The sequence below is a fragment of the Solibacillus palustris genome (genome assembly GCF_022549215.1).
Taxonomy (GTDB): Bacteria; Bacillota; Bacilli; order Bacillales_A; family Planococcaceae; genus Solibacillus; species Solibacillus daqui.
In genome coordinates, this window is the sequence record NZ_JAKZFC010000003.1 from 111,344 (window position 1) to 136,529 (window position 25,186).

Consider the following 25,186-nt stretch of genomic DNA (forward strand, 5'->3'; position numbering starts at 1 on the left):
TCTTTAATTACTTTCGACATGATTTATTTTGAGATGGCATTTGATGCATCGGGTGCATTTGTTGCATCTGTGGCATCATAAATGTGGGATGCGGCATCATTTGTGGATGGTGACAAGGATTCGGGTTACACATCATCTGATGAATTTCATCATAATAATGGCGTAATTGTTGCTCTTGATCAGAGCAGTCACAATTTTTTGTTGAGGACTCTTCATTAATAATTGGAAGCATATTCATGGACTCTTCCATCGGCATACGGTGACAATGCGGACATCGGTGCATTGGCATCATCTGTGGCATCATTTCTGGCATCATTTCTGGCATCATCTGTGGCATCATTTCTGGCATCATCTGTGGCATCATCTGCGGCATCATCTGTGGCATCATCTGCGGCATCATGTGTGGCATACAATGATGTGGCATCATTTGCGGCATACAATGATGTGGCATCATTTGTGGCATACAATGATGTGGCATCATCATCGGCTGCTCGATATAAATCGGCTGCTGTGGTTGTGGTGGTTGCTGAATAAAAATAGGCTGCGGTTGTATCATTTGTGGCTGTGGCTGTGGTATTGGTTGTGGTATTGGTTGTGGCATTGGCTGCGGTTGTGGTGCAGTTACGTTTTGCTCAATCGATGGTTGGACATGCACATGTGTTTGCCAATTTGGCATCGGCATTGGCTGCGGTATTGGCGGTTGGAAATAAAAATCTCCTTGCCACAGCGGTTTTTGAATTTGCGGAACTGGTAATGGTGTTGGCGTTGGGGCTGGGGGTAGAGTAGGCTTTGATGGTTGCACTGGCATCTCCTTCACCGGCTTATGCTGTTCTTTCACTACATGCTGTTCTTTCACTACATGCTGTACCTCTTTTTTCGGTGCACTATTCGGTAAATAAATTTCCATTCCCGGCACGATATAATCGGGATTGGTTAAATGTGCGTTTAAACGCTTTAATTCTTCAAAGCCAACTGCATACTGTTTGGCTATTTTCCACAAAGTATCTCCCTTTTGGACAATATGAACGCGCACATCTTTCCTCCTTTTCTCGTAATAGCATATGCATAAATTGCCTAGTTGCCACAATGTTTACGTTTAGAAAACACATTTCGGCCCAAATAGCGCGAGATGATGTATTTTCTTATGTAGCTTTCCTAGAATAAGTTATACTTGCTTATCCACCAAGTAGTTAAAAGTTGTGTTACACTAAAAGGAACAGCTACGTTGATAGAGGTGGAAAAAAATGAAAAAATTATTAGGAGAAGAACGCAGAATCGAACTTCTCGCCTTGCTAAAAAATGCGAAGCAACCATTAACAGGTACGGACTTAGCAAAGCATACAAATGTGTCACGTCAAGTAATTGTTAACGACATGAATTTATTGAAAGCACGCAATGAACCAATTGTCGCGACAAGTCAAGGCTATGTTTACATGCATCATGTGCAACAAGAAAAATTCACACGTAAAATTGTATGCGCGCATATGCCGGATGAAGCAAAGGATGAGCTATTTATTTTAGTTGATTGCGGTGTTACAGTCGAAAGCGTCATTGTTGAACATCCCGTTTATGGTGAAATTACAGCATCCATCATGGTATCCAATCGACTAGAAGTGGAGCAATTTGTGAAACGTGTCGAGGAATCGAACGCCCTTTATTTATCAGCATTAACAGATGGAACACATTTACATGTGATTAGCGCAACTTCTAAAGAAAGTATAAAATTAGCTGAAGCAAAATTACGTGAACGCGGTTTTTTAATCGAACATTAAACGAAAACAGCTTAACGGTATCGTGGCCGCTAAGCTGTTTTATTTTATGCAAGAACATTTCTTTTCGTCATAATGTTACCATTAGCTGGTGTTCCATTACCGTTTATTAACTACGGATTGACACCGCTGCTATTAAACGCATTTTTAATCGGCGTTGTGCTGAAGCAAGTTAAAAAAGGTGTACGAAAAGTTTTTTCAACTTCTAGCACACCCTCTAAATTATTTGAAAAACGTATTTCGAATCTTTGTGGATCTCATTGAAAATTTTATTCTTTTCGATCAACTAAAAATCGACTTCGCTGCTCCACTGTTGGCAGCATACATGCCTCTTTTTTCCCAAACCAACGATAACGATTTTTCGCAAAATAGCTATAGATTGCATCGCGCAAAGGTCTCGGAACTAGGATTACACCAAACATCAGCTTCCACAAACCATCCAGTTGCCCCGCAATTCTTAACGCCGCGGTAGACTTCAAATAATAACGCTCCCCTTCAAGAAGCACTAAACTATCAATGTCTACTGGTACTTGAAATTTTTTTAGCAATCCCTGCCCTATCTCACTTTGAAGCGATGCAAATTGAAAAACTGCCTTTGTATCACGCGTTAAAATAAACTGCACACTTGCATCACAAAAATTGCATTCCCCATCAAATAATATAATACGTTCCATTATTGATTCACCTCATTCAGGTGTTACATACGTAAAATATGTACCGAGTGACTTCAAAGTGCAGCCAAGCGCTTTTAATTCCTCTACTGCACCTTTCATCATCGGTTCATCCTCATCTGCTAGTATATCAATAATAAAGAAATAATTCCCGAGCCCTGTTTTCAGTGGACGCGATTCAATTTTACTTAAATTAATTTTGCGCCATGCAAATACCGATAACACTTGATGTAACGCACCAGATACATCTGTTGGCAATGTTAACATGAACGTCGTTTTCGGCTGTGCTTTTAGGGGCACTATGCCATGACGAATGTTTTGTTTAGATAACACGAAGAAACGTGTATGGTTAAAATGAAAATCATGAATATTTGTTTCTGCAATATGTAAGCCGTACTTTACAGCTGCCGATGCGTTTGCCACCGCGGCAATGCAACGATCTTCCGTCTTTGATACAAGTTCTGCGGCTGCGGCTGTTGAAGCATACGGAGTTTGTTTTACGCCCCCATGATTGTAAAATAAAAATTTATGACATTGCGCTAATGCATGTGGATGTGAGTATATTTCTTCAAGCATATCTAATTGATTTGCATATTTTTTATTCACTAACAAATGCTGTTGAATTTTTGACATAACTTCCGCTGTAACAAAAAGCTCTGCCTCATGGAATAAATAGTCTACTGTAAGCGGTACAGAACCTTCCAACGCATTTTCTACTGGCACAACTGCTAACTCCACTTTCTCTTCTGCAACAGCTTCAATACATTCTGGAATCGATTGATAGGGAATATGCCAGTCATTTGGAAATAAACCCTTTGTCGCTAAATATGTAAATGATGCTTCTGGACCTAAATATGCAATTCGTTTTTCCCATTGTTGTTGTGACATCTAATTACCCCCTCAATTTCAAGTTCTAAATTTTCTGTTAATTTTTTATAAAAAGAAAGGGCTGTCCAATCTGTCCGAAAACTTTTGGACAACCCTTTTTCATCTAGGTTAATGCGCTCATTTAGCACATACGATTTATTATAATGCACCTGAACTAATTACTTCAGCCGATTCAACAAAGTCTAGTTGATTTAAGCCACGAATTAGCTCATCCAGCTCATGGACCATGCTTGTAACATCTAATGACAGTGTTACATTTGCACGACCTTGAATCGGAATCGTTTGGTGAATCGTGAGCACATTACAGTGTGCATCTGATACGGTTTCAAGTAATTTGGCAAGTGTGCCTTTACGGTCTTGTAATTGAATAAACACCGTTAAAATACGCTCTTGCACAATTGAATGGAAAGGAAAAACTGCATCACGATATTTATAAAATGCACTGCGTGATAGGTCAACTTGCTTTACTGCATCCCAAATAGAAGCGACGGTACCCTTTTGTAATAGCTGCTTTGCTTCTAAGGTTTTTTGCATTGCATCGGTTAATACATCTTCACGCACTAAATAATACCGTTGATTTGCTACGTTTTTCATCAAGATCCCTCACTTCATTAGTCAACAAAGTCAAATTCGAATTCCATTAAACGAACTGTGTCGCCATTTTCTGCGCCTCGTTTACGTAATTCTTCGTCTACACCCATTGCACGTAATTGACGAGCAAATCGGCGAATACCGTCTTCACGGCTGAAATCTGTCATTTTGAATAGACGTTCGATAGTGTAACCAGAAAGTACGAATGAACCGTCATCATCACGTGAAATTTCGAATTCCACGCCTTTTGATTCGTGTTTATAAAGCACAACTGCTTCTGATTCTTCATCGATTACTTCATGTAATAAGAATTCTGGTGTTACCTCTAATAAGTCTGCTACTTCGAACAATAATGGTTTTAACCCTTGACGAGAAACTGCTGAAATTGGGAAGACTTTTACATCGTCGCCCACTTTCTTTTTAAACTCTGCTAAGTTTTCCTCTGCATCTGGCATATCCATTTTGTTCGCTACTACGATTTGTGGGCGCTCTAATAAGCGTAAATTGTATTGCTCAAGCTCGTTGTTAATCGTTACATAGTCATCATAAGGTTCGCGACCTTCCATACCACTCATATCAATTACGTGTACGATTACTCGTGTACGCTCGATATGGCGTAAGAATTGCATCCCTAAACCAACACCTTGGTGTGCGCCTTCGATTAATCCTGGTAAATCGGCCATTGCGAATGAACGACCATCTTCCGTTTCAACCATTCCTAAGTTAGGTACGATTGTTGTGAAGTGGTAAGCACCGATTTTTGGTTTTGCTGAAGATACAACAGATAGTAATGTTGATTTACCTACTGAAGGGAAACCTACTAAACCAACGTCTGCTAATACTTTTAATTCTAAAATAACTTCTAGTTCTTCGCCTGGCTCACCTTTTTCAGCAAGCTCAGGTGCTGGATTTGAAGGTGTAGCGAAACGACAGTTCCCACGACCACCACGGCCTGCTTTTGCAACTACCGCTTGTTGGCCGTGCTCTACTAAGTCTGCAATAACCGTTTTTGTTTCTGCGTTCATCACAACTGTTCCTGGTGGTACTTTAACGATTAAATCTTCCGCACGTCGACCGTGCATCCCTTTACTCATCCCGTGCTCACCGCGTTCAGCTTTAAAGTGACGTTTGTAACGGAAATCCATTAACGTACGTAAACCTTCTTCTACTTCAAAAATAACGTTACCACCACGTGCACCATCGCCACCTGCTGGACCACCATTTGGTACATATTTTTCACGACGGAAGGCTACCATCCCATCTCCGCCGTCTCCACCTTTAACGTAAATCTTTACGTGATCGACAAACATTGCTTTCACTCCTCATGCATGTGAAGAACGTATTTCCATGATGTATCCGTTTGTTCATACGTTTTCACTTCAAAAATATTTTGCTCTATTGAAAATGGCTTCATTCGCCAATTCCCATTTAAATGGAATGTAATCGACCATTCCTTGTCTTTTGCTTCAATGTTCAATTGTAACTGATGTTCTTCAAAAGGATCGAGCACATCATAAACATGAATAATTGTTTTTTCCAAGTATTGTGCAATTGCATCATCAAATTCACTGCGAATAGGTGCTTGTACATAACTCGATAATTGGAATTGTAAAGCCGGGTAGCGCCAATGTACTGTATGTAGCCATTCTACGGTGTTTTTAAGCTGCAGTCGATTGATATTTGAAAATACTTTACAATGTTCAGATTGTTGTAAAATAACTTTTTTGGCATCCTCTACTCGGCCTAAATCTAAATTCATTTGAATTAAATGAAGCTGATTTAAATAATCGTGATTGGCGTAGCGTAACGCTTCGCTAACAGTTAATTTGGAAACGGTCATTTTTCACTCTCCGTTTTACAGATTCGTTATTAGTATAACAAGTTTTCGTTTAATTTTCCTTCTATACCTCACACAAATAATACATTCAATACTTAAGAAAATTTCAATTATTCATTAAATAATCCAATTTTCGCTCGTTTAGCCTCAACAGATATTGGGGGACTCAATGTGTTCCACTTTCGACCAAAGGACTGAAATGGCCGAGGGTTGGCGAAAATGCCGAGATACACTTTTACCAAAAAAAAGGACTGCAATAAATGCAGTCCTTTAATTGCAAAAATTATGCTTCTTGTGCAACTGGGTATACAGATACTTTTTTCTTGTCGCGACCCATGCGTTCGAATTTAACAACGCCGTCAACTGTTGCGAATAAAGTATCATCTCCACCGCGGCCTACGTTTGTACCTGGGTAAATTTTTGTACCGCGTTGACGGTAAAGAATTGAACCACCAGTAACGAATTGACCATCAGCACGTTTAGCGCCTAAACGTTTTGACTCAGAGTCACGTCCGTTTTTAGTAGAACCTACACCTTTTTTAGATGCGAAGAATTGAAGATCTAAAGTTAATAATAACATACTGTTCCACCTCCTAGATCATTTTATATTTCAATTCGATATATTCCGAATAGCTCGCAGTCATTGTATAGAACTGTGTCACCATTGTGTTCAGAATAACTTGTAATTTAGCGTCTGTTTCATCATTCAGATCCGCTTGAGGAATTGTTACCTTTAAGTAACCTCCCTGTGAACCTTGCTCGATTTCAGGAGTCAACCCGATAATTTGTGGAATTGCATTTACTGCACCAAAGGCAACAGCAGAAGCGCCTGCACAAACTAAATCTCGACCATAAACGTCCGACAATGCGTGACCTGAGATTTCAAAGCCATACGATTTGCGATTTGCGTCACTGTAAATAGTTACCGTAATCATAATTTCACCTATTAAGCGTTGATTGCTTCAACTACTAATTTAGTGTATGGTTGACGGTGACCTTGTTTACGACGGTAGTTTTTCTTCGCTTTTAATTTGAAAACAGTAATTTTCTTTTGCTTGCCTTCTTTAACAACTTTCGCTGTTACAGTAGCGCCAGCAACAGTTGGAGCTCCAACTTTAACTGTTTCTCCACCTACGAATAAAACTTTGTCAAAAGTAACGATTTCGTCAGCAGCTACACCTAGTTTTTCAACGTAGATTTCTTGACCTGCTTCAACTTTGATTTGTTTACCACCAGTTTCGATAATTGCGTACATTAAAATGCACCTCCTCTTAGACTCAGACTCGCCCGGAATTGCAGGTGATCATAAAAGATACTTAAAACCTGTTCAGCGCGGTTGCAGTAGCACGGGTGCTACAAACAATAACATTAAAATACTACCATACCAAAATTCTTAAGTCAACCTGTTCATTACATGTTTTTCAAATGCTGAACGGTATTTTCGATTTCTCCAATCTCCTATGACTTTGCTCCATAAGAATATACTTACGACAACAAAAGAAAGAGATTGTGGTAGCAAATATAATAGTACGATAATTGTGACTGTAAGTAAATAGAAAGAACTAGAGACGTAATATTCGAACAATTTCGAGTAAGAATATTGTTTTAAGAGTGTAAAACAAAGAATCCTTCCGCCATCAAGCGGCCAAATTGGTAATAGATTAATGCATAAAATAAATAACTGTATTTCGATAAATAACCCTTTTAATAACGGTGGCAATAAAAAACTAAGTCCTATCCCTATTATTGTTGCAATTGGTCCACCCATTGCAACGACGATCAATTGTCGATACGATAACTGCATTTCGTGCTTTAAAGTCATTTCTCCACCATATGGCATAATTTTACACGTATCAACTTGAACGCCTACAAATTTTGCCGCTAGAAAATGACCGAGTTCGTGGATCACTAACGAAACCATCATCACGCTATACAATGCAATATTACCATAAAGTGCGATCATCAATAATAGCAATAAAAATGCCGGATGAATTGAATACTTCATTTAAATTTCGCGATCCTTTAACCACTGAGTAGTTTGCTCCATATCCAAAATAACACCGTCTTTTTCAATTTGAATATAAAGCTCACCACTTTTTTTCGTCGCCATAACAGTTCCTTTACTTACAGATGTGTATGGCAACACATAAAAGTCATCAACAAAACCAAATGTCATCGTCATCCCATTATCATAAATAATTGAAATCGATTTTCCATTGTATTGTGTATGACCAGTAAAAATTATAAGTCCGTCATAGAGCGCATTTAAAACGAAAGGCTCTTTATACGTTAGTAAATAGCCATCATTAAAGCGTTCAATTGTTTCGAACATCTGCAATTGCTCCACCGAAGAATGAGCCGCCACTGTAATTTGTTGATCTTTTGGTTGTGTGATGGCTACAACTAATTTGCGCATATACAGTAAATCATCTGAGCTATAAACAATTTTATTAATAGCTCGTTTTAACGTTAAATCCCCAAAATAATTAGCACCTGCAATGCCAAGAAAAAGAGCGATTGCGATGAGCCATTGCCATTTTTTCAAGCTCACCATCCTATCCTTTTTTCTCTATTATATGCTCCATACAAAAGTGCATGAAAAAAGGAATGCTAAAAGTTTTTTCAACCTTTAACATTCCTTATATTCATTATTTAAATAATGATTTAATTTTTGCTAATACGCCTTTTGGTTGATCGTCCTCTAAAGTCATTAGTGGCACAGAATCTCCTAAAATACGACGCGCAATATTACGGTAACCTAGAGAAACTTTGTTATTCGGATCCATCACAATTGGTTCACCTTTATTTGATGAGCTTATGACATCCTCACTATCTACAATAATACCTAATAAATCAATTGATAAATGCGTCGTAACCTCAGTAATATCCATTGCATCACCATTGTTCATTAAATGTTTACGAATACGGTTAATAATTAATTTTGGCGGTTCGATTGGCTCTTGTTCAAGTAAACCAATAATGCGATCAGCGTCACGCACAGCTGAAATTTCAGGCGTTGTAACAACGATTGCTCGATCCGCACCAGCTACAGCATTACGGTAACCTTGCTCAATCCCTGCTGGACAGTCGATTAATACATAGTCAAAATCACGTTTCAACTCATCAACTAATACCTTCATTTGCTCAGGAGCTACAGCGTTCTTATCTGTATTTTGAGCAGCTGGTAATAAGTATAAACGATCATCAATTCGCTTATCTTTTACTAGCGCTTGATGTGTTTTACAACGTCCTTCAATTACATCGATTAAATCATAAATAATACGATTTTCTAATCCTAAAATAACATCTAAGTTACGTAGACCGATATCAGTATCGACCAAACACACCTTTTTCCCTTGCAGTGCTAATGCAGTTCCAAGGTTGGCGGTTGTAGTCGTCTTCCCTACGCCACCTTTTCCTGAAGTTATTACGATTGCTTCTCCCACATTAGCGGCCCCTTCCTTATGTAAGGTAGCATATTGAGTATTTGCTTCATCAATATTCTTAGAGAATAAAAATTCTTCTTCACTCATTTAGCTCCCTCCTTTAAATGTTGATAAATTCGGTCTTATATTTCTTAATTCTTGGATTCGGTCATAGGAAATCGTACCATCTTCGTTTATATAGGCAAAGATTTGATGCGTGTGTTCTAAAAAATATTTGCTTTCGTTTGTCATTACTTCGACAAGATTAGCAATTAACACATGCGTCGGCTCAAAATGAGAAGCAAAAACGACTGCTTCTTCGTTGCCATTTGCTCCAGCATGAACGATTCCTTTTAGTTTACCTGCTATATGGACATTGCCACCTGCTTCGACACGTCCATTTGGATTGACATCACCTAAAATTAGAATATCTCCAGTTGCACGTAATACTTGCCCTGAACGTACAATTCCAACAAATGTTTCAAAGTGACTTGATTTTTCCTGTTCTTTACTTTCTTCTACAGTTAGTACATCACTTTGAATATTTTTCACACGATATTTTTGCTGTTTCTCAACAACTTCTATAAGCTGTGCCTTTTGTTCGGGCGTACAGTAACGTCTTCCTAAGTGCAATTGTACATCTATTTTACCATCAAGATGTCCATCTGTAACTTTTTTTCCTAGTTCTTCTAGCAATTCAGTATATGAGCATTGGTCATCTAAACGAAGGACCAATCCATCCTTCGTACCTTTAATATGGACAAGTTGCTTCTTCATAGCAATTTCCGTCACCTCGCGCCAAATTATTATGAAAAGAAACAATCCAAAATATAGTGAATTGTTTCTTCCCATCATTTTTTAATGCTACTTAAGCGCGTTGAAATACGCGAGCGCTAATACAATATTTAAACGCCCATGCAAGCATTATTAAAAATAAAAAATTTGCAATTAAAGTTGGAACTAATCGATAAACTAAAAATGGTTGCAACGCCATCGTAGTAAATTGAATCAAATAGAAAAATTCATATAAGATGAATTCTAATACTGCTAATAGCCCTATAGCTAAAAATGTAGTGAATACTAAATGTGACTCAAAACGCTTTACAAACCAAGCCGCACCAAAACAAATGGCAGGATATAACACAGTATATAGTCCAATAATATTAATGTAAAATACATCAAAACATAACCCAAAAATTAAGCCATAAATCATGGCTTTTTTACGACTATAATAAATGGCTAAAAAGATTAAATATAAAATTAAAAAACGAGGGATTAAAAAATACGTGCTGCCATTCCACTGAAGTGGTGAAAACATCGCAAATTCAGACTCTACTAAAAATAATAATACCCCAACAAGTCCGATACCCAATCGAGTGATCATTATTCATCCCCCTCAACTGCTGCCTCGTCAACTTCATTTGTTAAATCCGCATTCGTTGCATTGCCGTCTGAGCCATCTACTGCTGTAGTTTTACGCTTTGCAATAATGACATTTTCTAGCATCGAAAAGTCTGCCGCTGGTTTTACATAGGCCATTTTCGTCAGACCGAAATCATCTGTAGTAACTTCGGTAATTTCTCCGATTAGCATTCCTTTAGGGAAAATCCCCCCTAAACCAGATGAAATTACTTTTCCGCCTACTTTTAATTTCATTTTTGAATCGATGCGCTTTAGTAATAATTCGTTACGCTCTACGTCATAACCTTCTATTAAACCATGAATTTCTTCATTGTTTTCTCCAAAAGCGATTGCTGAAACACGATAATTTTCATTATTCGTATAAAGCAGTTCTACTTCAGAAGTATACGGTGTCGCGATAACAATTTTACCAATTAATCCACGCGATGTCATAACTGCCATGTTTTTTTCAACACCGTGAGCAGTACCTTTATTTAAAATAATTTTTTCTTCCCATTGATCAGGGTTTCTTGCAATGACCGTCGCCTGAATCGGGTCGAAATCACGTAAGCTTTCCTCTACTTTGGCAAGGTCACGTAATGACGCATTTTCGGCCTTTAGTGTACTTACTTCCGCCTGTAACATTGCAAAATCCTCTAAGCGCATTTTTAGGCGTTGATTTTCATCATACGTATTCATAAGCGAGTCAATATTGCTAAAAATACCCGTTATGTAGTTCGTTGGCTTTGCTACAAGCGATTGCGCAAAGCCAACTGTATCTTTAATAAGTTTTTCGGGTAATGTTGCGTTATGACGATCACGTAAAGAGAAACCAATCAATGCCACTAGAAAAATTACACTTACTAAAAGTATGATTAATTTTTTATTTGTTAATTGTGGCACAAGAAAAGTCCTCCTTATTTCAATTGTTGAGCACGAATAAGATCGATGTTATCTAGTGCTTTACCTGTACCGATTGCTACGCAGTCCAATGGGCTCTCTGCGATAAATACAGGCATTTTTGTTTCATCGCTAATCACTTTATCTAAGTTGCGTAATAATGCGCCACCGCCTGTTAATACGATACCTCGCTCCATTACGTCCGCCGATAATTCTGGCGGTGTTTGCTCTAATGTTTTCTTCACGCCATCTAAAATAGCCACAATTGCTTCGTGTAATGATTTAGAAATTTCATCTGATGTAATTTCGATTGTTTTTGGTAAACCTGTTAATAAGTCACGGCCACGAATATCCATTTTTTCTGCTGGGCCTTCTGCACGTGCTGTACCGATTTCAACTTTAATTTGTTCTGCTGTACGTTCACCGATTGTTAAGTTATACGTTTTGCGAATATAAGCAATAATCGCGTAATCCATTGCATCTCCACCAACACGTACAGATTCACTTGTTACAATACCGCCTAGTGAAATAACTGCAACTTCCGTTGTACCACCACCGATATCAACGACCATAGAACCTGTAGGCTCCCATACCGGTAAGTTGGCACCGATTGCCGCTGCAAATGGTTCTTCAATCGTGAATGCTTCTTTTGCACCTGCTTGACGAGATGCGTCGATTACTGCACGTTGTTCAACAGAAGTAATGCCATATGGTACACAAATCATTACATTCGGTTTTTTCCAATTAGAGCCCGAAGCTTTCATTGATTCACGTAAATAATATTGAATCATCGCTGTTGTAATTTCAAAATCAGCAATTACACCATCCTTCATTGGACGAATTGCTACGATTGAACCTGGCGTACGGCCGATCATATTTTTAGCATCATTACCTACTGCTACAATATCTCCAGTTTTCGTATTTTTCGCTACTACTGAAGGTTCACGTAATACGATTCCTTTTCCTTTTACAAACACAAGTGTATTAGCTGTGCCAAGATCGATCCCGACATCTTTATTCCCTAATCCAAACAAATTAGTACTCCCTTTCTTATAAAAACCATTGTTTATTTATGATGTTACAAAAATCATACGCTCTATTATAACGAATTACATCAAGAAATTATAGTGTCACAAGAACTGAATCGCGACTTTTGTCGAATGTTTTTCATATAACACTACTTTTCTATTGTATTTCGAAATTCGTTTTGAAACAAATAAAATTAATATGTAAGATTTAACAATATAACAACATGGACATGACGAATATAACAACAAAAGGTTCCATAATGCAATAACATTTAATTATTGATTGTTATGTAACAATTATTATTGTGATGTAACAAAAATGCATAAAAAAGGGAGTGTCCTAGAAGTATTTCTGGGACACTCCCTTTGCGCCGAGGGTGGAGACCAGCACGATGCTGGTCATGAATGCGTTGTCAAACGATGTGACGGCTTTAGCATTCGTTCCTATTCTGACCACCGCGAAAAGCAGCCTAAAGCGGATTATTACAACACGAGGCTTGCACTGTCCAAAAAGTTGTGACTTTTTGGACAGCCTCTTTTTGTTTAAAAATAGCCTTTTTCTTTCATACTTATAAATTGATGGTCTCCGATAATAACGTGATCCAGCAAATCTACCCCAACAATTTTCCCGGCTTCGTATAGACGTGTCGTAACGTCAATGTCTTCAGGGCTTGGGGTAGGTACGCCACTAGGATGATTGTGCGCACAAATTATCGAAGCGGCGGAGCGTTTGACTGCTTCGCGGAATATCTCACGCGGATGCACAATGCTAGCATTTAAGCTTCCAACAAAAATCGTTTTCTTATGCAAAATTTGGTTTTTGACATTCAAAAATAAACAAACAAAATGCTCCTGCTGTAATGATGTCATATCTTGCATTAAAAAATTGGCTGCATCTTCTGGCGACCGAATTGTGTAACGTTGCTCATCTTCTTTTGATGCTAATCTTCTCCCCAGCTCAATCGCTGCAAGTAGTAATACAGCCTTAGCCTCACCAATGCCTTTAATTTCAGTCATTTCCTCTAGTGTGGCAAATTTTAAATTGTGTAATTTTTCAAAATTCAGCAATACGCGATTTGCCACCGTAAGTACCGATTCTTGTTTCGTTCCTGTACCGAGTAAAATCGCGATTAACTCCTGATTAGAAAGACTTTTTGCTCCTTGACGCAGCAACCTTTCTCGTGGGCGATCTGCTTCATGGACATCATGAATTTTCATATTTAGCATGGTAGTTCTAATCATTTCTATCACTCCTAAACGTGTAGTTTTAGAAGTTGTAATGTAAGCAATTTTTGGACTAAAGACGCAATCGGTAGACCAACGACATTATTATAATCTCCTTCAATTTTGTCAACGAGTAAGGCGCCACTCGTTTGAATGCCATAGCCACCAGCCTTATCAAACGGATCTTTTGTTTGAACATATGCTTCAATCATTTCATCCGACACTTCTTTAAAAAGTACTGAAGTTTTCTCGACAATAGTATGCTCTGTACCATCTGCTAAAACGATGGCGACCGCTGTCATAACCATATGACGATTACCACGTAGCTGCTTTAAATGCGCTACTGCTTCTTCATGTGATGTTGGCTTATGTAAAATTTGGTCGTTAAAAACTACAATTGTATCGGCCCCAATTATGCATTTATCGGGACATTTCGCTGCAATATCACGTGTTTTTAAGAGCGCAACCCCTTCTACATAATCTTCTACTGTCAAAGCCTCTACACTTGTTTCTTCAACATTACTTGTTACAATCGTAAATGGCACACCTAACATCGATAATAATTCTTTACGTCTCGGAGAAGCTGATGCTAAAACGAGCTGTTCATTAGTAGTAAAATTCATATTCCAATCCTCCCACTACTATAGTAAACGACAATTTCGGTTTTGAAAAATGTCCTTATTCGATATTAGGTATGAATTTTGACAGTTTACACATATTTCTCAGTTCAAAAAGTTACTTTCATGCAATCTAGCTGTTCAAAATAATTTTTTGTTAAATGGAGGCGAATGATATTGGGATTTGTTGTTAGCTTCAACACTTCTTCCGCACGATCTACCCAATCTTCTGGAATTGCTGTTGTATCAGCCTTATCAACGGATTGTAACGTGAGCCATTTCGTATCTTTCAAAGTTTTCGGCAATTGAAGCTGAGCTGCATTAGGACAACTACTATGAAGCGTAAGTTTTTTATAAAATGCGCTCGGTACAACCGTTAATGCCGTTTCCACCTTTTCAATATCTAGTCGCGACCATACAAAATATTGTGAATCTATTTCAAAAATTGCCGATTTATTCAACGTTGGATACTCCGCAACAAATTGTGCCGCACTTTCAGATGACGAAAATACACCATGTTGCAACGCATAAAAAACTTGTACAATTTCTTGTTGTTCTTGTTGTTCTTGTTGTTGTACAGCCGTTTCCACAACTGAATCAACATCTTGTGCTTTTTCTTCAGTCGGCATTTTTAAAAGCATGATTAATAACAATACCCCAATGATTCCTGTCATACTTCCAATGAACATTGCTTGAAAAACTACATTATTTTTTATTTTTTTCATTTATTAATCGCCTCAACTCTTTTAGCTCAACTCTAGCAAATTGCGCATAAAAAAAGACGAGACTACTGTCGTCTCGCCAAAAAAACTTTTCGATTTCATTCGAGCTAAACAGACAATCGCTACTTAAAAATAGCTACACGATTACGCCCTGCTTGCTTTGCCCCAACATATAATGCCTTATCAGCAAATGTAATTAAATCTGATAACTTACTCGTATGCTCTGGAATACTAGCTACCCCAATCGATACCGTCACATGCACTTCCATTTCTTTTATTATTTGCTGCCCTAATACTGTAATTTGAAATGATAGCGTTTCTATCACTTGGCGATAATGTTCAGCTAATTTTAGTGCGTCATCGGAAGTCGTATTCGGTAATAATATTACAAACTCCTCTCCACCATAACGAGCCAAAACATACTGTTCATCAACAAGTGTCTGTAAGTGAGCCGCGAACTCTTTTAAAATACTGTTTCCATTTTCATGACCATACGTATCGTTTAAACGTTTAAAATGGTCAATATCTAAAATGATAGCCGATATAGTTTCCATTTTATGTTGAACTAACTGTATTTCCATTTCTTCAATACGTTCTGTTAGATAGCGATAATTGTACAAATTTGTCAATGCACATCGTTCACTTTTATAAATCGTTTTTTCTATGACTGATTTATGCTCCAATGCCGTTTTATATGCCGTCACTAGCAGTTTACAATGTTCAATTTGAACTTTGTTAAACGCAAAAAGCGCATCACTTTCTAACAAAAGCATCGCTGGTTGATCGAATTGACCAATAGGAATGACCAATAAAGATTCTGTTTTTAAATCAGTTTCCAACAAGTGCTCCATTTGCAAATAGGCTCGTTTTTTTATATAGTGCATCTTATTTTCAGCAAATACTTTTTGAAACAAATTAAGCTGAAATCGGTTGATAAAACGTTTTTCAAGCTGGGCATTATTAAAAATAAAATGTTTCTCTGTTTCATAAACAATGGAAACTTGTTTTGCTCCAGTAACAAGTATCACCTTTTGTAAAAATTCTTTTGTAATTTGTTGCTGCGTTTCATAATCATTAAAATTCACTTGGAATTCCATGACATTTTCTAATGTTGCCGACTTTTGCAGCGTGGCATCATAATTCCGATATATCTTTACAGTAATTATGTAAACTAATAATGCAACTACAACTGCATACTTTCCATACATTAAAAAATTCGTGTACAATGCTGTACCTAACAGTACAAAAAATATGGAATTTAACACCTCTCCAAAAAGCGACTCTTTATATTTAACTAAGTTCAAACCTTTTACTTGCTTATTTAAAGTCATTATTACAACTCCGCTAAAAAGGGCAAATATTGCATAAAATAGACAGTTCACCAACAGCATTTGTAAAAAAGGCATTGTACCAAATTCAAAACCGAATATCGTAATGATTGTATAAGACAACAAAGGTCCAACAAAAAACACCATCGCATAGATTGGGTAATGTGAAAAATTCCCCAATTTCATACGACTTATTAATAAAAAAGCGAATATAGCTAATTGATAATACAGTATCATCATTGGTAAACCGTACAAATACAAAACCGGAATCATTATCCAAAAAATGTTAATTCGTTCCATTTGTCCATATTTCAATGGATAACAAGCCGCAAAAATTGTTACTAACAGTAATCCTAAAAATGTATATATATCCATCTGATGTGTAGGCACTTTATCAAATAATAGAGCCAGCATAATCGTCACAACTAAAAAAACAACAGCATTTGATCTAATTTTATTTTCATTGGTAAACATATTTCCCCCACTAGAAAACACTTAAGTTCTACCATAGTAGCAAACTAGTGATATGATGTCATCTGATTAATCACAAGAGGGTAAGTTTTTGTCGTATCTCGCTCAATAAATAGAGTGAACCCGTCACAATTAGTACTTTTTCATTCTTTGTTGGCATTTGTAACAAAGTACCTACATTTGATACAATCGATTTTTCAATTGCGTTACTTTTTTCCAGTAATTGCTGCGCTGGCATAGCACGTGGATTATCAATATCAACAAAATAAAACGTCTCACTAACTTGTTCAAGCATGGTTAAAATGGAATCTACATCCTTATCGGCCAATAAACCAACGATAAATTCAATCCTTTGCGTTGGAAACTGTTGCTGAATCGTTTGTACAAGCATTTCGATACTTGCTGGATTATGCGCACCATCAAAATATACATTTGGTAACACTTGTTCAAAGCGACCAGACAATTTTGCTTTGCTGATTGCTTGATTTATTTTTAGTGCTTCCACTGGCAAGTCAAATGCCTGAAGCACTTGTAAAAACGCGGTAATTGCTAACGCCATGTTTTTCCCTTGATGTGGTCCTAAAAATTGACGTGATAATTGTTCAAATGAAAACCCTTTTTTTATGTGAGTATAGGTTTCACCTTGAGCAGTAAACGTCACAATAAATTCCCGCCCATACTTCTCAATTGACGTATTTTTTATTTGTGCTTCCTTTTCGAAAATAAATTGTACCTCTTGAGGCACTTCGCCAAGTACAACTGGTCGCCCCTGCTTTATAATACCTGCTTTATGTGCGGCGATACTAGAAAGTGTCGTACCTAAAAAATTCGTATGATCAAGCGCAATACTCGTAATAACTGAAACAATCGGATTTACTACATTCGTACTATCTACACGCCCACCCATCCCTGCTTCAAGCAGTACTAAATCAACATGTTGCTGCTTAAAAAAAACAAACGCGATAACTGTTAACAATTCAAAATCAGTTAGTTTCCCACTTAAACCACATTCATGTAATTGTTGGAAGATAGAGTCTAGTTGTTGTGCTGTAATATTAACACCGTTTATTTGAATTTGGTCGTGTACATCAACAACGCATGGTGACATAAATTTCCCAACAGAAAGACTATATTCACGTGCCATCGCTTCCACAAACGTTAATGTAGACCCTTTCCCATTTGTACCAGCAAAATGCACGACCTTTAGTTCTTTTTCAGGACTTCCAAGTATTTTAAGAGCTTGTTCAATCGAAGCCAGGCCTGGTTTAATAGCCGTATCACTCGCAACTTGCCAACGTTCTTTATAAATATCTAATAACGGAATCATTTTAACCACCCTTTACACAAAAAATAACTACGTACTTCTGCAATAAAATACAGTGAACCTGTAATGACAAGTACATCATCAGCTGTTAACTGAGCCATTTTTTGCTCAACTAGCTCCATCCAATTCCTACTAGCAAACTTCTGTTGATGATTACTTTGTTCAAATAGCTGCCTTGCTGTAGCTGCGCGAGGTAAAGTAATTTGTGTGAAATTCATTTCTGAAGCGACTTGGTCCATTAGCTGGATGCTTAGCGCATGATCTTTATCTTGCAAAGCGGCATATACAAACACATACTTTTTGTTTGGTAGGACTTGTTGTAATGTTTCAATAAGCGCCGTTGTTCCCTCCGAATTGTGAGCCCCATCTAGTATAATATTATTACGCACCCATTCGAAGCGACCTTCCCATTTTGCTTTTTTCAATGCGTCACGCAATTTCACTTCATCCAGCTCTTGTAAAAACAGCTTTGTAGCAGTAATAGCTAGCGCGGCATTTGCTATTTGATGCTCCCCCAACATTGCTAGCTCTACATCTTTTAGTTTGAACTCACCTACATAATCAAACAATGCTTGGTTTGACTTTGCAAAAAATTGCTCGTTTAATGTATAAATTGGTGCCTGTAACTTATGAGCGGTTTTTTTAATGACCGACAATGCTTCCTCATTTTTCACACCGACTACTACTGGCTTTCCTGCTTTAATAATGCCCGCCTTTTCCGCTGCAATTAGTGCATACGTGTCACCTAACATATCGGTATGCTCTAATGAAATCGTCGTAATAACCGAGACCTCTGGAATAATGACGTTTGTCGAATCTAAACGTCCGCCTATGCCCGTTTCAAGAAGTGCAACATCCAACTTTTGTTCAGAAAAATATACTAGAGCTAACAGCGTCATAAATTCAAAAAAGCTTGGAAACTTACCATTAAGCCTGTCTACAATGACCCCCGCCAAAAGATTAGCAATTCGCAAAAAATCCTCGTCTAAAATTTGCTGCTTGTTAATTGTTACGCGCTCATTGGCACGCTCTAAATGCGGCGAAATAAAAGCACCTACTGTTAAACCTTGTGCCATTAATATTTCACGAGTAGCATTTAGTGTCGAGCCCTTACCATTTGAGCCAGCAAAATGAATAAATTTCGTTTTATGTTGTGGATTACCTAGTGCTCCTAAAATAATATGTGCTGATTGTAAAGGCTCTCCCTTATACTGACTTGCCTTTAAGCGAAAAATAAAATCTGTGCACTGCTCCATCGTTTGAAACATGTCGTTCTCTCCCTAGTTACATGTATATGTATGTTGTATTAATTCTTAATTATAGCGAAAAAAAAGAAAAGAGGTACCGAAAATTCGGTACCTCTAAGAATAATTACATAGCCTTTAACTCAGCAATGCGTTTTTCTACTGTTTCGTATTTTGCTTCGTAGTCTTCAAGTTTTTCACGTTCCGCGGCTACTAAAGCTTCTGGCGCTTTTGAAACGAAACGCTCATTTGATAATTTACCCGAAACTAATTTTACTTCTTTCGCCCATTTTTCCAGCTCTTTTTCAAGACGTGCAATTTCTTCATCAATATTGATTAAGCCTGCTAATGGCATGAAGATTTCTGCACCTGAAACAACCGCTGACATTGCTTGAGCTGGTGCTTCAAGTGTCGCACCAATTGTTAAGCCATCTGGGTTACAGAATTTTTCGATATAGCCTTTATTTGCTTCAAGTACAGACGCAGTTACAGCATCTTTTGCTGAAATTGTCATTGCTACTTTTTTGCTCATTGGCGTGTTTACTTCTGCACGGATATTACGAACTGAACGGATAATGTCCATTAATAGCTGCATGTCGCCCGCTTCCGCTTTGAAATCAAATGTAGGGTTTACAGTTGGCCAAGCTGCTACTGTAATTGAATCACCTTCATGCGGTAAGTGCTGCCAAATTTCTTCTGTTACGAATGGCATTAAAGGATGTAACAGGCGCATTGTGTTGTCTAAAACGTAAGCAAGTACAGAACGCGTTGTTAATTTTGCCGCTTCATCTTCACCGTATAATGGTAATTTCGCCATTTCGATATACCAAGAACAGAAATCATCCCAAATGAAGTTGTATAACTCACGGCCTACTTCACCGAACTCGTATTTATCAGATAATGTTGTAACACGCTCGATTGTTTCATTTAAGCGACTTAAAATCCACTTATCCGCTGTAGAAAGGTCGCCTGTTAAATCGATTTGCTCGAATGTTAAGCCTTCCATATTCATTAAAGCAAAGCGTGATGCATTCCAAATTTTATTTACGAAGTTCCAAGTAGATTCAACTTTTTCAGTTGAGTAACGTAAATCTTGACCTGGTGAAGAACCAGTTGCTAAGAAGTAACGTAATGAATCGGCACCATATTGCTCGATTACTTCCATTGGATCAACACCGTTCCCTAGGGATTTAGACATTTTGCGTCCTTCTTCATCACGTACTAAACCATGGATTAATACATCTTGGAATGGACGTTTGCCCGTGAATTCTTTCCCTTGGAAAATCATACGGCTTACCCAGAAGAAAATAATGTCATAGCCCGTTACTAGTGTGCTTGTTGGGTAGTAACGTTTGTATAATGCGTCTTCTTCATTTGGCCAGTTCATTGTAGAGAATGGCCATAATGCAGATGAGAACCACGTATCAAGCACGTCTTCATCTTGAGTCCAGTTTTCTTTATCTGCTGGTGCATCTTTACCTACGTAGATTTCACCTGTTTCGTTATGATACCAAGCTGGAATTTGGTGACCCCACCATAATTGACGAGAAATACACCAATCATGAATGTTTTCCATCCAGCGGTTATACGTATTTTCGAAACGGTTTGGTACGAAGTTTACTTTTTCTGCTTCATTTTTTTGCATTTCTAATGCTTCTTCAGCTAATGGGCCCATTTTTACGAACCATTGTGCCGAAAGATATGGCTCTACTACTGCGTTTGTACGCTCAGAGTGACCTACTTGGTGTACATGTGGCTCGATTTCAACAAGTACTCCTGCTTCTTGTAAATCTGCTACAATTTGCTTACGACATTCGAAACGATCCATGCCATTGTATTTTCCAGCAAGTTGATTCATTGTGCCATCTTCGTTCATAACTAAAATACGTTCTAAATTATGACGGTTCCCTACTTCAAAATCGTTCGGGTCATGCGCTGGTGTCATTTTTACAACACCTGTACCGAAGTCCTTATCAACATAATCATCTGCAACGATTGGAATTTCACGACCTACGATTGGTAAAATAACCGTTTTCCCTACTAAGTGTGCATAGCGCTCATCTTCTGGGTGAACAGCAACACCTGAGTCACCTAACATTGTTTCTGGGCGTGTTGTTGCAACGCGTAACACACCTGAGCCATCAGCAAGTGGGTATTCCATATGGTAGAATGCGCCTTCTACTTCTTTGTGAATAACTTCAATGTCAGAAAGGGCAGTTTTTGCAGCTGGGTCCCAGTTAATGATGCGTTCGCCGCGGTAAATTAAATCTTTTTCGTATAATTTTACAAATACTTCATTAACTGCTTCTGATAAGCCTTCATCTAATGTGAAACGCTCTTTTGAATAGTCTAATGCTAACCCTAACTTCGACCATTGTGCGCGAATGTGAGAAGCATATTCATCTTTCCATTCCCATGTTTTTTCTAGGAATTTTTCACGACCTAAATCATAACGTGTAATACCGTCTTCACGTAATTTTTGTTCTACTTTTGCCTGTGTTGCGATTCCTGCATGGTCCATACCTGGTAACCAAAGCGCATCGTAACCTTGCATACGTTTCATACGGATTAGAATATCTTGTAATGTTGTATCCCATGCGTGACCAAGGTGTAATTTCCCTGTTACGTTTGGCGGTGGAATTACGATTGAATAAGGCTCTTTTTCGCTAGTTGGGTCTGCTTCGAAAAATTTACCGTTTAACCACCATTCATAGCGGCCGGCTTCTGTTGACTGTGGATCATACTTAGTTGGCATTGTCATTTCAGTCATGAGTATCTCTCCTTTTTAATAAAAACTTTTTTCAATGAAATCAAAAAACTCCCTTCGTCTTTAAAAAAGGACGAGGGAGTTAAGTCGCGGTACCACCTTTAATTCCGGTCGGGTTTAGTCAAGCGCTCGCATACGTCATCACTTGCTTCACTCGTCCACTCGTGAACTATATGTTCAACTCGCGTCTTCGATCAGCTGCGTTCCTAGTCTGACAAGCGCTTTCTTTAAACCCTTTTTGATTTAATTAAGCGCTCGCAAAATATGCGGCGTTACTATGCCCAAACGGCACTTCATTCGATAACGGTGTTTAACCGGTACTTAGCTACTAACTGTTCACTAAGTCAGCTCCTAGGCTACCTTCTGTAAGGACAATGTGGAAACTTTGCAGCTACCGTTTCCTCTCTAACACATTGTTTATTTACGTACTCTTCCTATTCAACGCTTCAAATATTAAGTTACTCTTTATTTTATGATGTTTTGCATAAAATTTCAAGTATCACAATTTACACGGAATGATTATTTGAAACATATACTGACCTAAAGGAGTTTTCTAAATGCGTAAAAATTATAATCCATATTTATTGCCTCCTTGGCTAAGAAAATTTCGCTTTTTAATGCGACATTGCATTATTCCATTAACGGTTTTTCAAGCAATTCGCACTCTTATTTTCCCAACTACTTTGGACATTATCTTATTGTTTATTTTGATTTTCATTTGTTATTTATTATTAACAGATTTCATTTAATTAAATTTCCACCAAAATAAAAAAGGCAATAAAGAATAAGTCTTATTCTTTATTGCCTCGTTTTTTATTTTTTTGATGCATTTAACTGCACTTGTACAACACTATAGGCTTCTGCTAATTGATCAAAAAAGTCAACTTCTTCACTCGAAATTTCTGAGGATTCTAAGATGGCGGCTTTCACCATTTTTTGTGCTTGCTGAAGCTGTTCTTTTTCCTCTAACACAACTGTTTCCTCTACCACAACCTTAATTGGCTGTTCTTGCTCAATAACCTCTATTTTCTCAGCTTCTTCTTTTTGAATGTCACAGCTCACTTCCCACTTACAAACACATTGCCCACGTTCATTAACAGTTACATCCGATTGGAATGTCTGAATTTTAATATTCGCCACTTCCTCATTCGGTACATCGATTGAGAAAGGTAACGCGTATTCGAAATAGGCCTCGTCCTTTTCAATATCGAGATGTTCAATATAAATTCCATCTTTCGAAATCGATTCGTTTTCTTTAAAATCAAATTGCATGTGACCTTTTAATACATAAACACCTTTTACGATGATTGAATCTGCATTCACTTCACTTTGCCAATTTGGCTCTACTTTTATGATAGAGCCTTCCTGTACTGTTCCAAAATGTTCAGGAAAGCGAAGTACCTCACTCATTTCCCATTTTTGCATTAAAACCGCCTCCTCCGTTTACTTTATGCCAAAATGCAATAAATAGACCAAGTATGATTAATTGTCCAACTAAGCAAAATATTTAACTCATTTCCCCAGTTTAACTTGCTTCAGCATTCAGCGGGAATTCAAACCAAAGCAGAATAAGTGAACGAAGGCTAATAACATCACATCCAGTGAAAACGGCTTATAACGTCTGTATCAGTTTTTTTCTCAAAAAAAAGACCATTGTTCCCTATTAAACGAAACAATGGTCTTTAAATTTATCGTGCTAATTTCTCAAATACGGTATGGAAAGCAGCAACTGTTTTTGCAATATGTTGTTCTGTGTGAGCAGTTGAAAGGAATAAACCTTCAAATTGTGATGGTGGTAAGAAGATTCCTTCCTCCGCCATTAATTTAAAGTACTCCGCAAAAAGTGCTAAATCCGATGTTTTAGCAGATTCAAAATCAACTACGTTCTCATTTGTGAAGAAGAAACCAATCATAGAGCCTGCTCGATTTACTGTGTGTGGAATGTTGAATTTCGTTGCTGCTGCGCGGAAACCTTCTTCTAATTGATCACCTAGGTTTTTGAAATATTCATAAGAATCTGGTGTTAATTGCTCTAATGTAGCACGGCCCGCTGTCATTGCAAGTGGGTTACCTGAAAGTGTACCCGCTTGATAAATCGGACCTGCTGGCGCGATGTTTTCCATAATTTCACGTTTACCCGCAAACGCTCCTACTGGAAGACCACCACCGATTACTTTCCCTAATGTTGTTAAATCAGGTGTTACACCGTAGTAACCTTGTGCACAGCCATAGTCTACACGGAAGCCAGTCATAACCTCATCAAAAATTAATACCGTCCCATGTTTTTCCGTTAATTCACGTAAGCCTGTTAAAAACTCTGGCTTCGGCGGAACAACACCCATATTACCTGCTACTGGCTCAACGATAACCGCCGCTAATTCTGAACCAAATTTTTCAAAGACAATTTTTGCTGCTTCTAAATCATTGTAAGCAACTGTTAATGTATTTTTTGCGATATCCGCTGGGACACCAGGAGAGTCTGGTAAACCTAGAGTAGCAACACCAGAACCAGCTTTAATTAATAGCGAATCGCCATGTCCATGATATGAACCTTCAAATTTTAAGATTTTATCACGCCCTGTATAACCACGAGCTAAACGCAATGCAGACATAGTTGCCTCTGTACCCGACGAAACAAAACGAATCATTTCGACGCCTGGTACACGGTCCATTACTAATTTCGCTAATTCATTTTCAGAAAGAGATGGTGCACCAAAAGAAGTTGCTTTCGCTGCTTGCTCTTGAATCGCTTGTACAACTTTTGGCTCTGAGTGACCTAAAATAAGTGGTCCCCAAGATAATACGTAATCAATGTATTCGTTGCCATCGATATCTGTAATCATTGCACCTTTACCTGATTCCATGAAAATTGGGTCTAAGTTTACTGATTTGAATGCACGTACTGGAGAGTTTACTCCACCTGGCATTAAATCAACAGCCTCCACGAAAGCTGCTTTTGATTTTTCATAACTACGCATA

27 protein-coding genes and 2 other annotated features are annotated in these 25,186 nt (G+C 37.9%); of the genes, 2 read left to right on the plus strand and 25 right to left on the minus strand.

Translation table 11 applies throughout. The annotated features are described in order from the left end of the window. Nucleotides 1-7: 7 nt before the first annotated feature. Nucleotides 8-1,033, minus strand: a complete 1,026-nt coding sequence (locus LZ480_RS10000; RefSeq protein ID WP_241369292.1) for a LysM peptidoglycan-binding domain-containing protein — start codon at nucleotides 1,031-1,033, stop codon at nucleotides 8-10. 211 nt (nucleotides 1,034-1,244) lie between these two features. Here LZ480_RS10000 and LZ480_RS10005 point away from each other — a divergent pair, with 211 nt between their 5' ends. After that, nucleotides 1,245-1,772, plus strand: coding sequence for a transcription repressor NadR (locus tag LZ480_RS10005; RefSeq protein ID WP_241369293.1), 528 nt, complete (start codon nucleotides 1,245-1,247; stop codon nucleotides 1,770-1,772). A 266-nt stretch (nucleotides 1,773-2,038) separates the two neighbouring features. Here LZ480_RS10005 and LZ480_RS10010 read toward each other — a convergent pair whose 3' ends face one another. From LZ480_RS10010 to LZ480_RS10115, 22 genes are all read right to left on the minus strand, one after another. Beyond that, on the minus strand, nucleotides 2,039-2,443 hold the full coding sequence (locus LZ480_RS10010) for a thiol-disulfide oxidoreductase DCC family protein (RefSeq protein ID WP_241369294.1): 405 nt from the start codon (nucleotides 2,441-2,443) through the stop codon (nucleotides 2,039-2,041). Nucleotides 2,444-2,455: 12 nt separating this feature from the next. Next, a complete protein-coding gene (pheA, locus tag LZ480_RS10015) occupies nucleotides 2,456-3,328 on the minus strand; it encodes a prephenate dehydratase (protein WP_241369295.1) in 873 nt (290 codons plus the stop codon). A gap of 138 nt (nucleotides 3,329-3,466) precedes the next feature. Then, nucleotides 3,467-3,922 carry an ACT domain-containing protein gene (locus LZ480_RS10020; RefSeq protein ID WP_241369296.1) on the minus strand — a complete coding sequence of 152 codons (456 nt, stop codon included), beginning with the start codon at nucleotides 3,920-3,922 and terminating at the stop codon, nucleotides 3,467-3,469. 17 nt (nucleotides 3,923-3,939) lie between these two features. After that, on the minus strand, nucleotides 3,940-5,229 hold the full coding sequence (obgE, locus tag LZ480_RS10025; protein WP_241369297.1) for a GTPase ObgE: 1,290 nt from the start codon (nucleotides 5,227-5,229) through the stop codon (nucleotides 3,940-3,942). Nucleotides 5,230-5,234: 5 nt separating this feature from the next. Beyond that, nucleotides 5,235-5,759 (minus strand): Spo0B domain-containing protein, encoded by a 525-nt coding sequence (locus LZ480_RS10030; RefSeq protein ID WP_241369298.1) that lies wholly within the window; start codon nucleotides 5,757-5,759, stop codon nucleotides 5,235-5,237. Nucleotides 5,760-6,039: 280 nt separating this feature from the next. Further along, nucleotides 6,040-6,336: a 50S ribosomal protein L27 gene (gene rpmA / locus LZ480_RS10035; protein WP_241369299.1), complete on the minus strand. Its 297-nt coding sequence runs from the start codon at nucleotides 6,334-6,336 to the stop codon at nucleotides 6,040-6,042. Nucleotides 6,337-6,349: 13 nt separating this feature from the next. Beyond that, nucleotides 6,350-6,691: a ribosomal-processing cysteine protease Prp gene (locus LZ480_RS10040; protein ID WP_241369300.1), complete on the minus strand. Its 342-nt coding sequence runs from the start codon at nucleotides 6,689-6,691 to the stop codon at nucleotides 6,350-6,352. Between the two features lie 11 nt (nucleotides 6,692-6,702). Continuing rightward, nucleotides 6,703-7,011 (minus strand): 50S ribosomal protein L21, encoded by a 309-nt coding sequence (gene rplU, locus LZ480_RS10045; protein WP_008405205.1) that lies wholly within the window; start codon nucleotides 7,009-7,011, stop codon nucleotides 6,703-6,705. Between the two features lie 14 nt (nucleotides 7,012-7,025). After that, nucleotides 7,026-7,104: a sequence feature (ribosomal protein L21 leader region), on the minus strand. Between the two features lie 45 nt (nucleotides 7,105-7,149). After that, a complete protein-coding gene (locus LZ480_RS10050) occupies nucleotides 7,150-7,761 on the minus strand; it encodes a site-2 protease family protein (protein WP_241369301.1) in 612 nt (203 codons plus the stop codon). Further along, nucleotides 7,762-8,301, minus strand: a complete 540-nt coding sequence (locus LZ480_RS10055; RefSeq protein ID WP_241369302.1) for a M23 family metallopeptidase — start codon at nucleotides 8,299-8,301, stop codon at nucleotides 7,762-7,764. 103 nt (nucleotides 8,302-8,404) lie between these two features. Further along, on the minus strand, nucleotides 8,405-9,202 hold the full coding sequence (gene minD, locus LZ480_RS10060; RefSeq protein WP_241369552.1) for a septum site-determining protein MinD: 798 nt from the start codon (nucleotides 9,200-9,202) through the stop codon (nucleotides 8,405-8,407). An 87-nt stretch (nucleotides 9,203-9,289) separates the two neighbouring features. Beyond that, on the minus strand, nucleotides 9,290-9,958 hold the full coding sequence (gene minC / locus LZ480_RS10065; RefSeq protein WP_241369303.1) for a septum site-determining protein MinC: 669 nt from the start codon (nucleotides 9,956-9,958) through the stop codon (nucleotides 9,290-9,292). A 91-nt stretch (nucleotides 9,959-10,049) separates the two neighbouring features. After that, nucleotides 10,050-10,565, minus strand: a complete 516-nt coding sequence (gene mreD / locus LZ480_RS10070; RefSeq protein WP_241369304.1) for a rod shape-determining protein MreD — start codon at nucleotides 10,563-10,565, stop codon at nucleotides 10,050-10,052. Then, complete coding sequence (gene mreC / locus LZ480_RS10075) at nucleotides 10,565-11,485, minus strand: rod shape-determining protein MreC (RefSeq protein ID WP_241369305.1); 921 nt, start codon at nucleotides 11,483-11,485, stop codon at nucleotides 10,565-10,567. Before mreC ends, mreD begins: the two co-directional genes overlap by 1 nt. A gap of 14 nt (nucleotides 11,486-11,499) precedes the next feature. Beyond that, a complete protein-coding gene (locus LZ480_RS10080; protein ID WP_241369306.1) occupies nucleotides 11,500-12,516 on the minus strand; it encodes a rod shape-determining protein in 1,017 nt (338 codons plus the stop codon). 537 nt (nucleotides 12,517-13,053) lie between these two features. Further along, nucleotides 13,054-13,752, minus strand: a complete 699-nt coding sequence (radC, locus tag LZ480_RS10085; protein WP_305037323.1) for a RadC family protein — start codon at nucleotides 13,750-13,752, stop codon at nucleotides 13,054-13,056. 11 nt (nucleotides 13,753-13,763) lie between these two features. Continuing rightward, nucleotides 13,764-14,357: a Maf family protein gene (locus LZ480_RS10090; RefSeq protein ID WP_241369307.1), complete on the minus strand. Its 594-nt coding sequence runs from the start codon at nucleotides 14,355-14,357 to the stop codon at nucleotides 13,764-13,766. Between the two features lie 104 nt (nucleotides 14,358-14,461). Next, entirely contained in the window at nucleotides 14,462-15,076 is a 615-nt protein-coding gene (locus LZ480_RS10095) for a translation initiation factor 2 (protein WP_241369308.1), read from the minus strand. A gap of 119 nt (nucleotides 15,077-15,195) precedes the next feature. Then, a complete protein-coding gene (locus tag LZ480_RS10100; RefSeq protein WP_241369309.1) occupies nucleotides 15,196-16,875 on the minus strand; it encodes a GGDEF domain-containing protein in 1,680 nt (559 codons plus the stop codon). Between the two features lie 70 nt (nucleotides 16,876-16,945). Then, entirely contained in the window at nucleotides 16,946-18,199 is a 1,254-nt protein-coding gene (locus LZ480_RS10105) for a bifunctional folylpolyglutamate synthase/dihydrofolate synthase (protein WP_241369310.1), read from the minus strand. Beyond that, nucleotides 18,196-19,464 carry a bifunctional folylpolyglutamate synthase/dihydrofolate synthase gene (locus LZ480_RS10110; RefSeq protein WP_241369311.1) on the minus strand — a complete coding sequence of 423 codons (1,269 nt, stop codon included), beginning with the start codon at nucleotides 19,462-19,464 and terminating at the stop codon, nucleotides 18,196-18,198. The genes LZ480_RS10105 and LZ480_RS10110 overlap by 4 nt, the downstream gene beginning before the upstream one ends. 103 nt (nucleotides 19,465-19,567) lie before the next feature. After that, nucleotides 19,568-22,210 carry a valine--tRNA ligase gene (locus LZ480_RS10115; RefSeq protein WP_255731380.1) on the minus strand — a complete coding sequence of 881 codons (2,643 nt, stop codon included), beginning with the start codon at nucleotides 22,208-22,210 and terminating at the stop codon, nucleotides 19,568-19,570. A gap of 63 nt (nucleotides 22,211-22,273) precedes the next feature. Further along, nucleotides 22,274-22,658, minus strand: a binding site (T-box leader). A gap of 106 nt (nucleotides 22,659-22,764) precedes the next feature. On the opposite strand from LZ480_RS10115, the gene LZ480_RS10120 reads away from it, so the two are divergent. Next, nucleotides 22,765-22,956 (plus strand): hypothetical protein, encoded by a 192-nt coding sequence (locus tag LZ480_RS10120; RefSeq protein ID WP_241369312.1) that lies wholly within the window; start codon nucleotides 22,765-22,767, stop codon nucleotides 22,954-22,956. 64 nt (nucleotides 22,957-23,020) lie between these two features. Here LZ480_RS10120 and LZ480_RS10125 read toward each other — a convergent pair whose 3' ends face one another. Both LZ480_RS10125 and hemL read right to left on the minus strand, forming a co-directional pair. After that, nucleotides 23,021-23,632 (minus strand): alanine racemase, encoded by a 612-nt coding sequence (locus LZ480_RS10125; RefSeq protein WP_241369313.1) that lies wholly within the window; start codon nucleotides 23,630-23,632, stop codon nucleotides 23,021-23,023. A gap of 263 nt (nucleotides 23,633-23,895) precedes the next feature. Beyond that, a complete protein-coding gene (gene hemL, locus LZ480_RS10130; RefSeq protein WP_241369314.1) occupies nucleotides 23,896-25,185 on the minus strand; it encodes a glutamate-1-semialdehyde 2,1-aminomutase in 1,290 nt (429 codons plus the stop codon). Nucleotide 25,186: the final 1 nt, after the last annotated feature.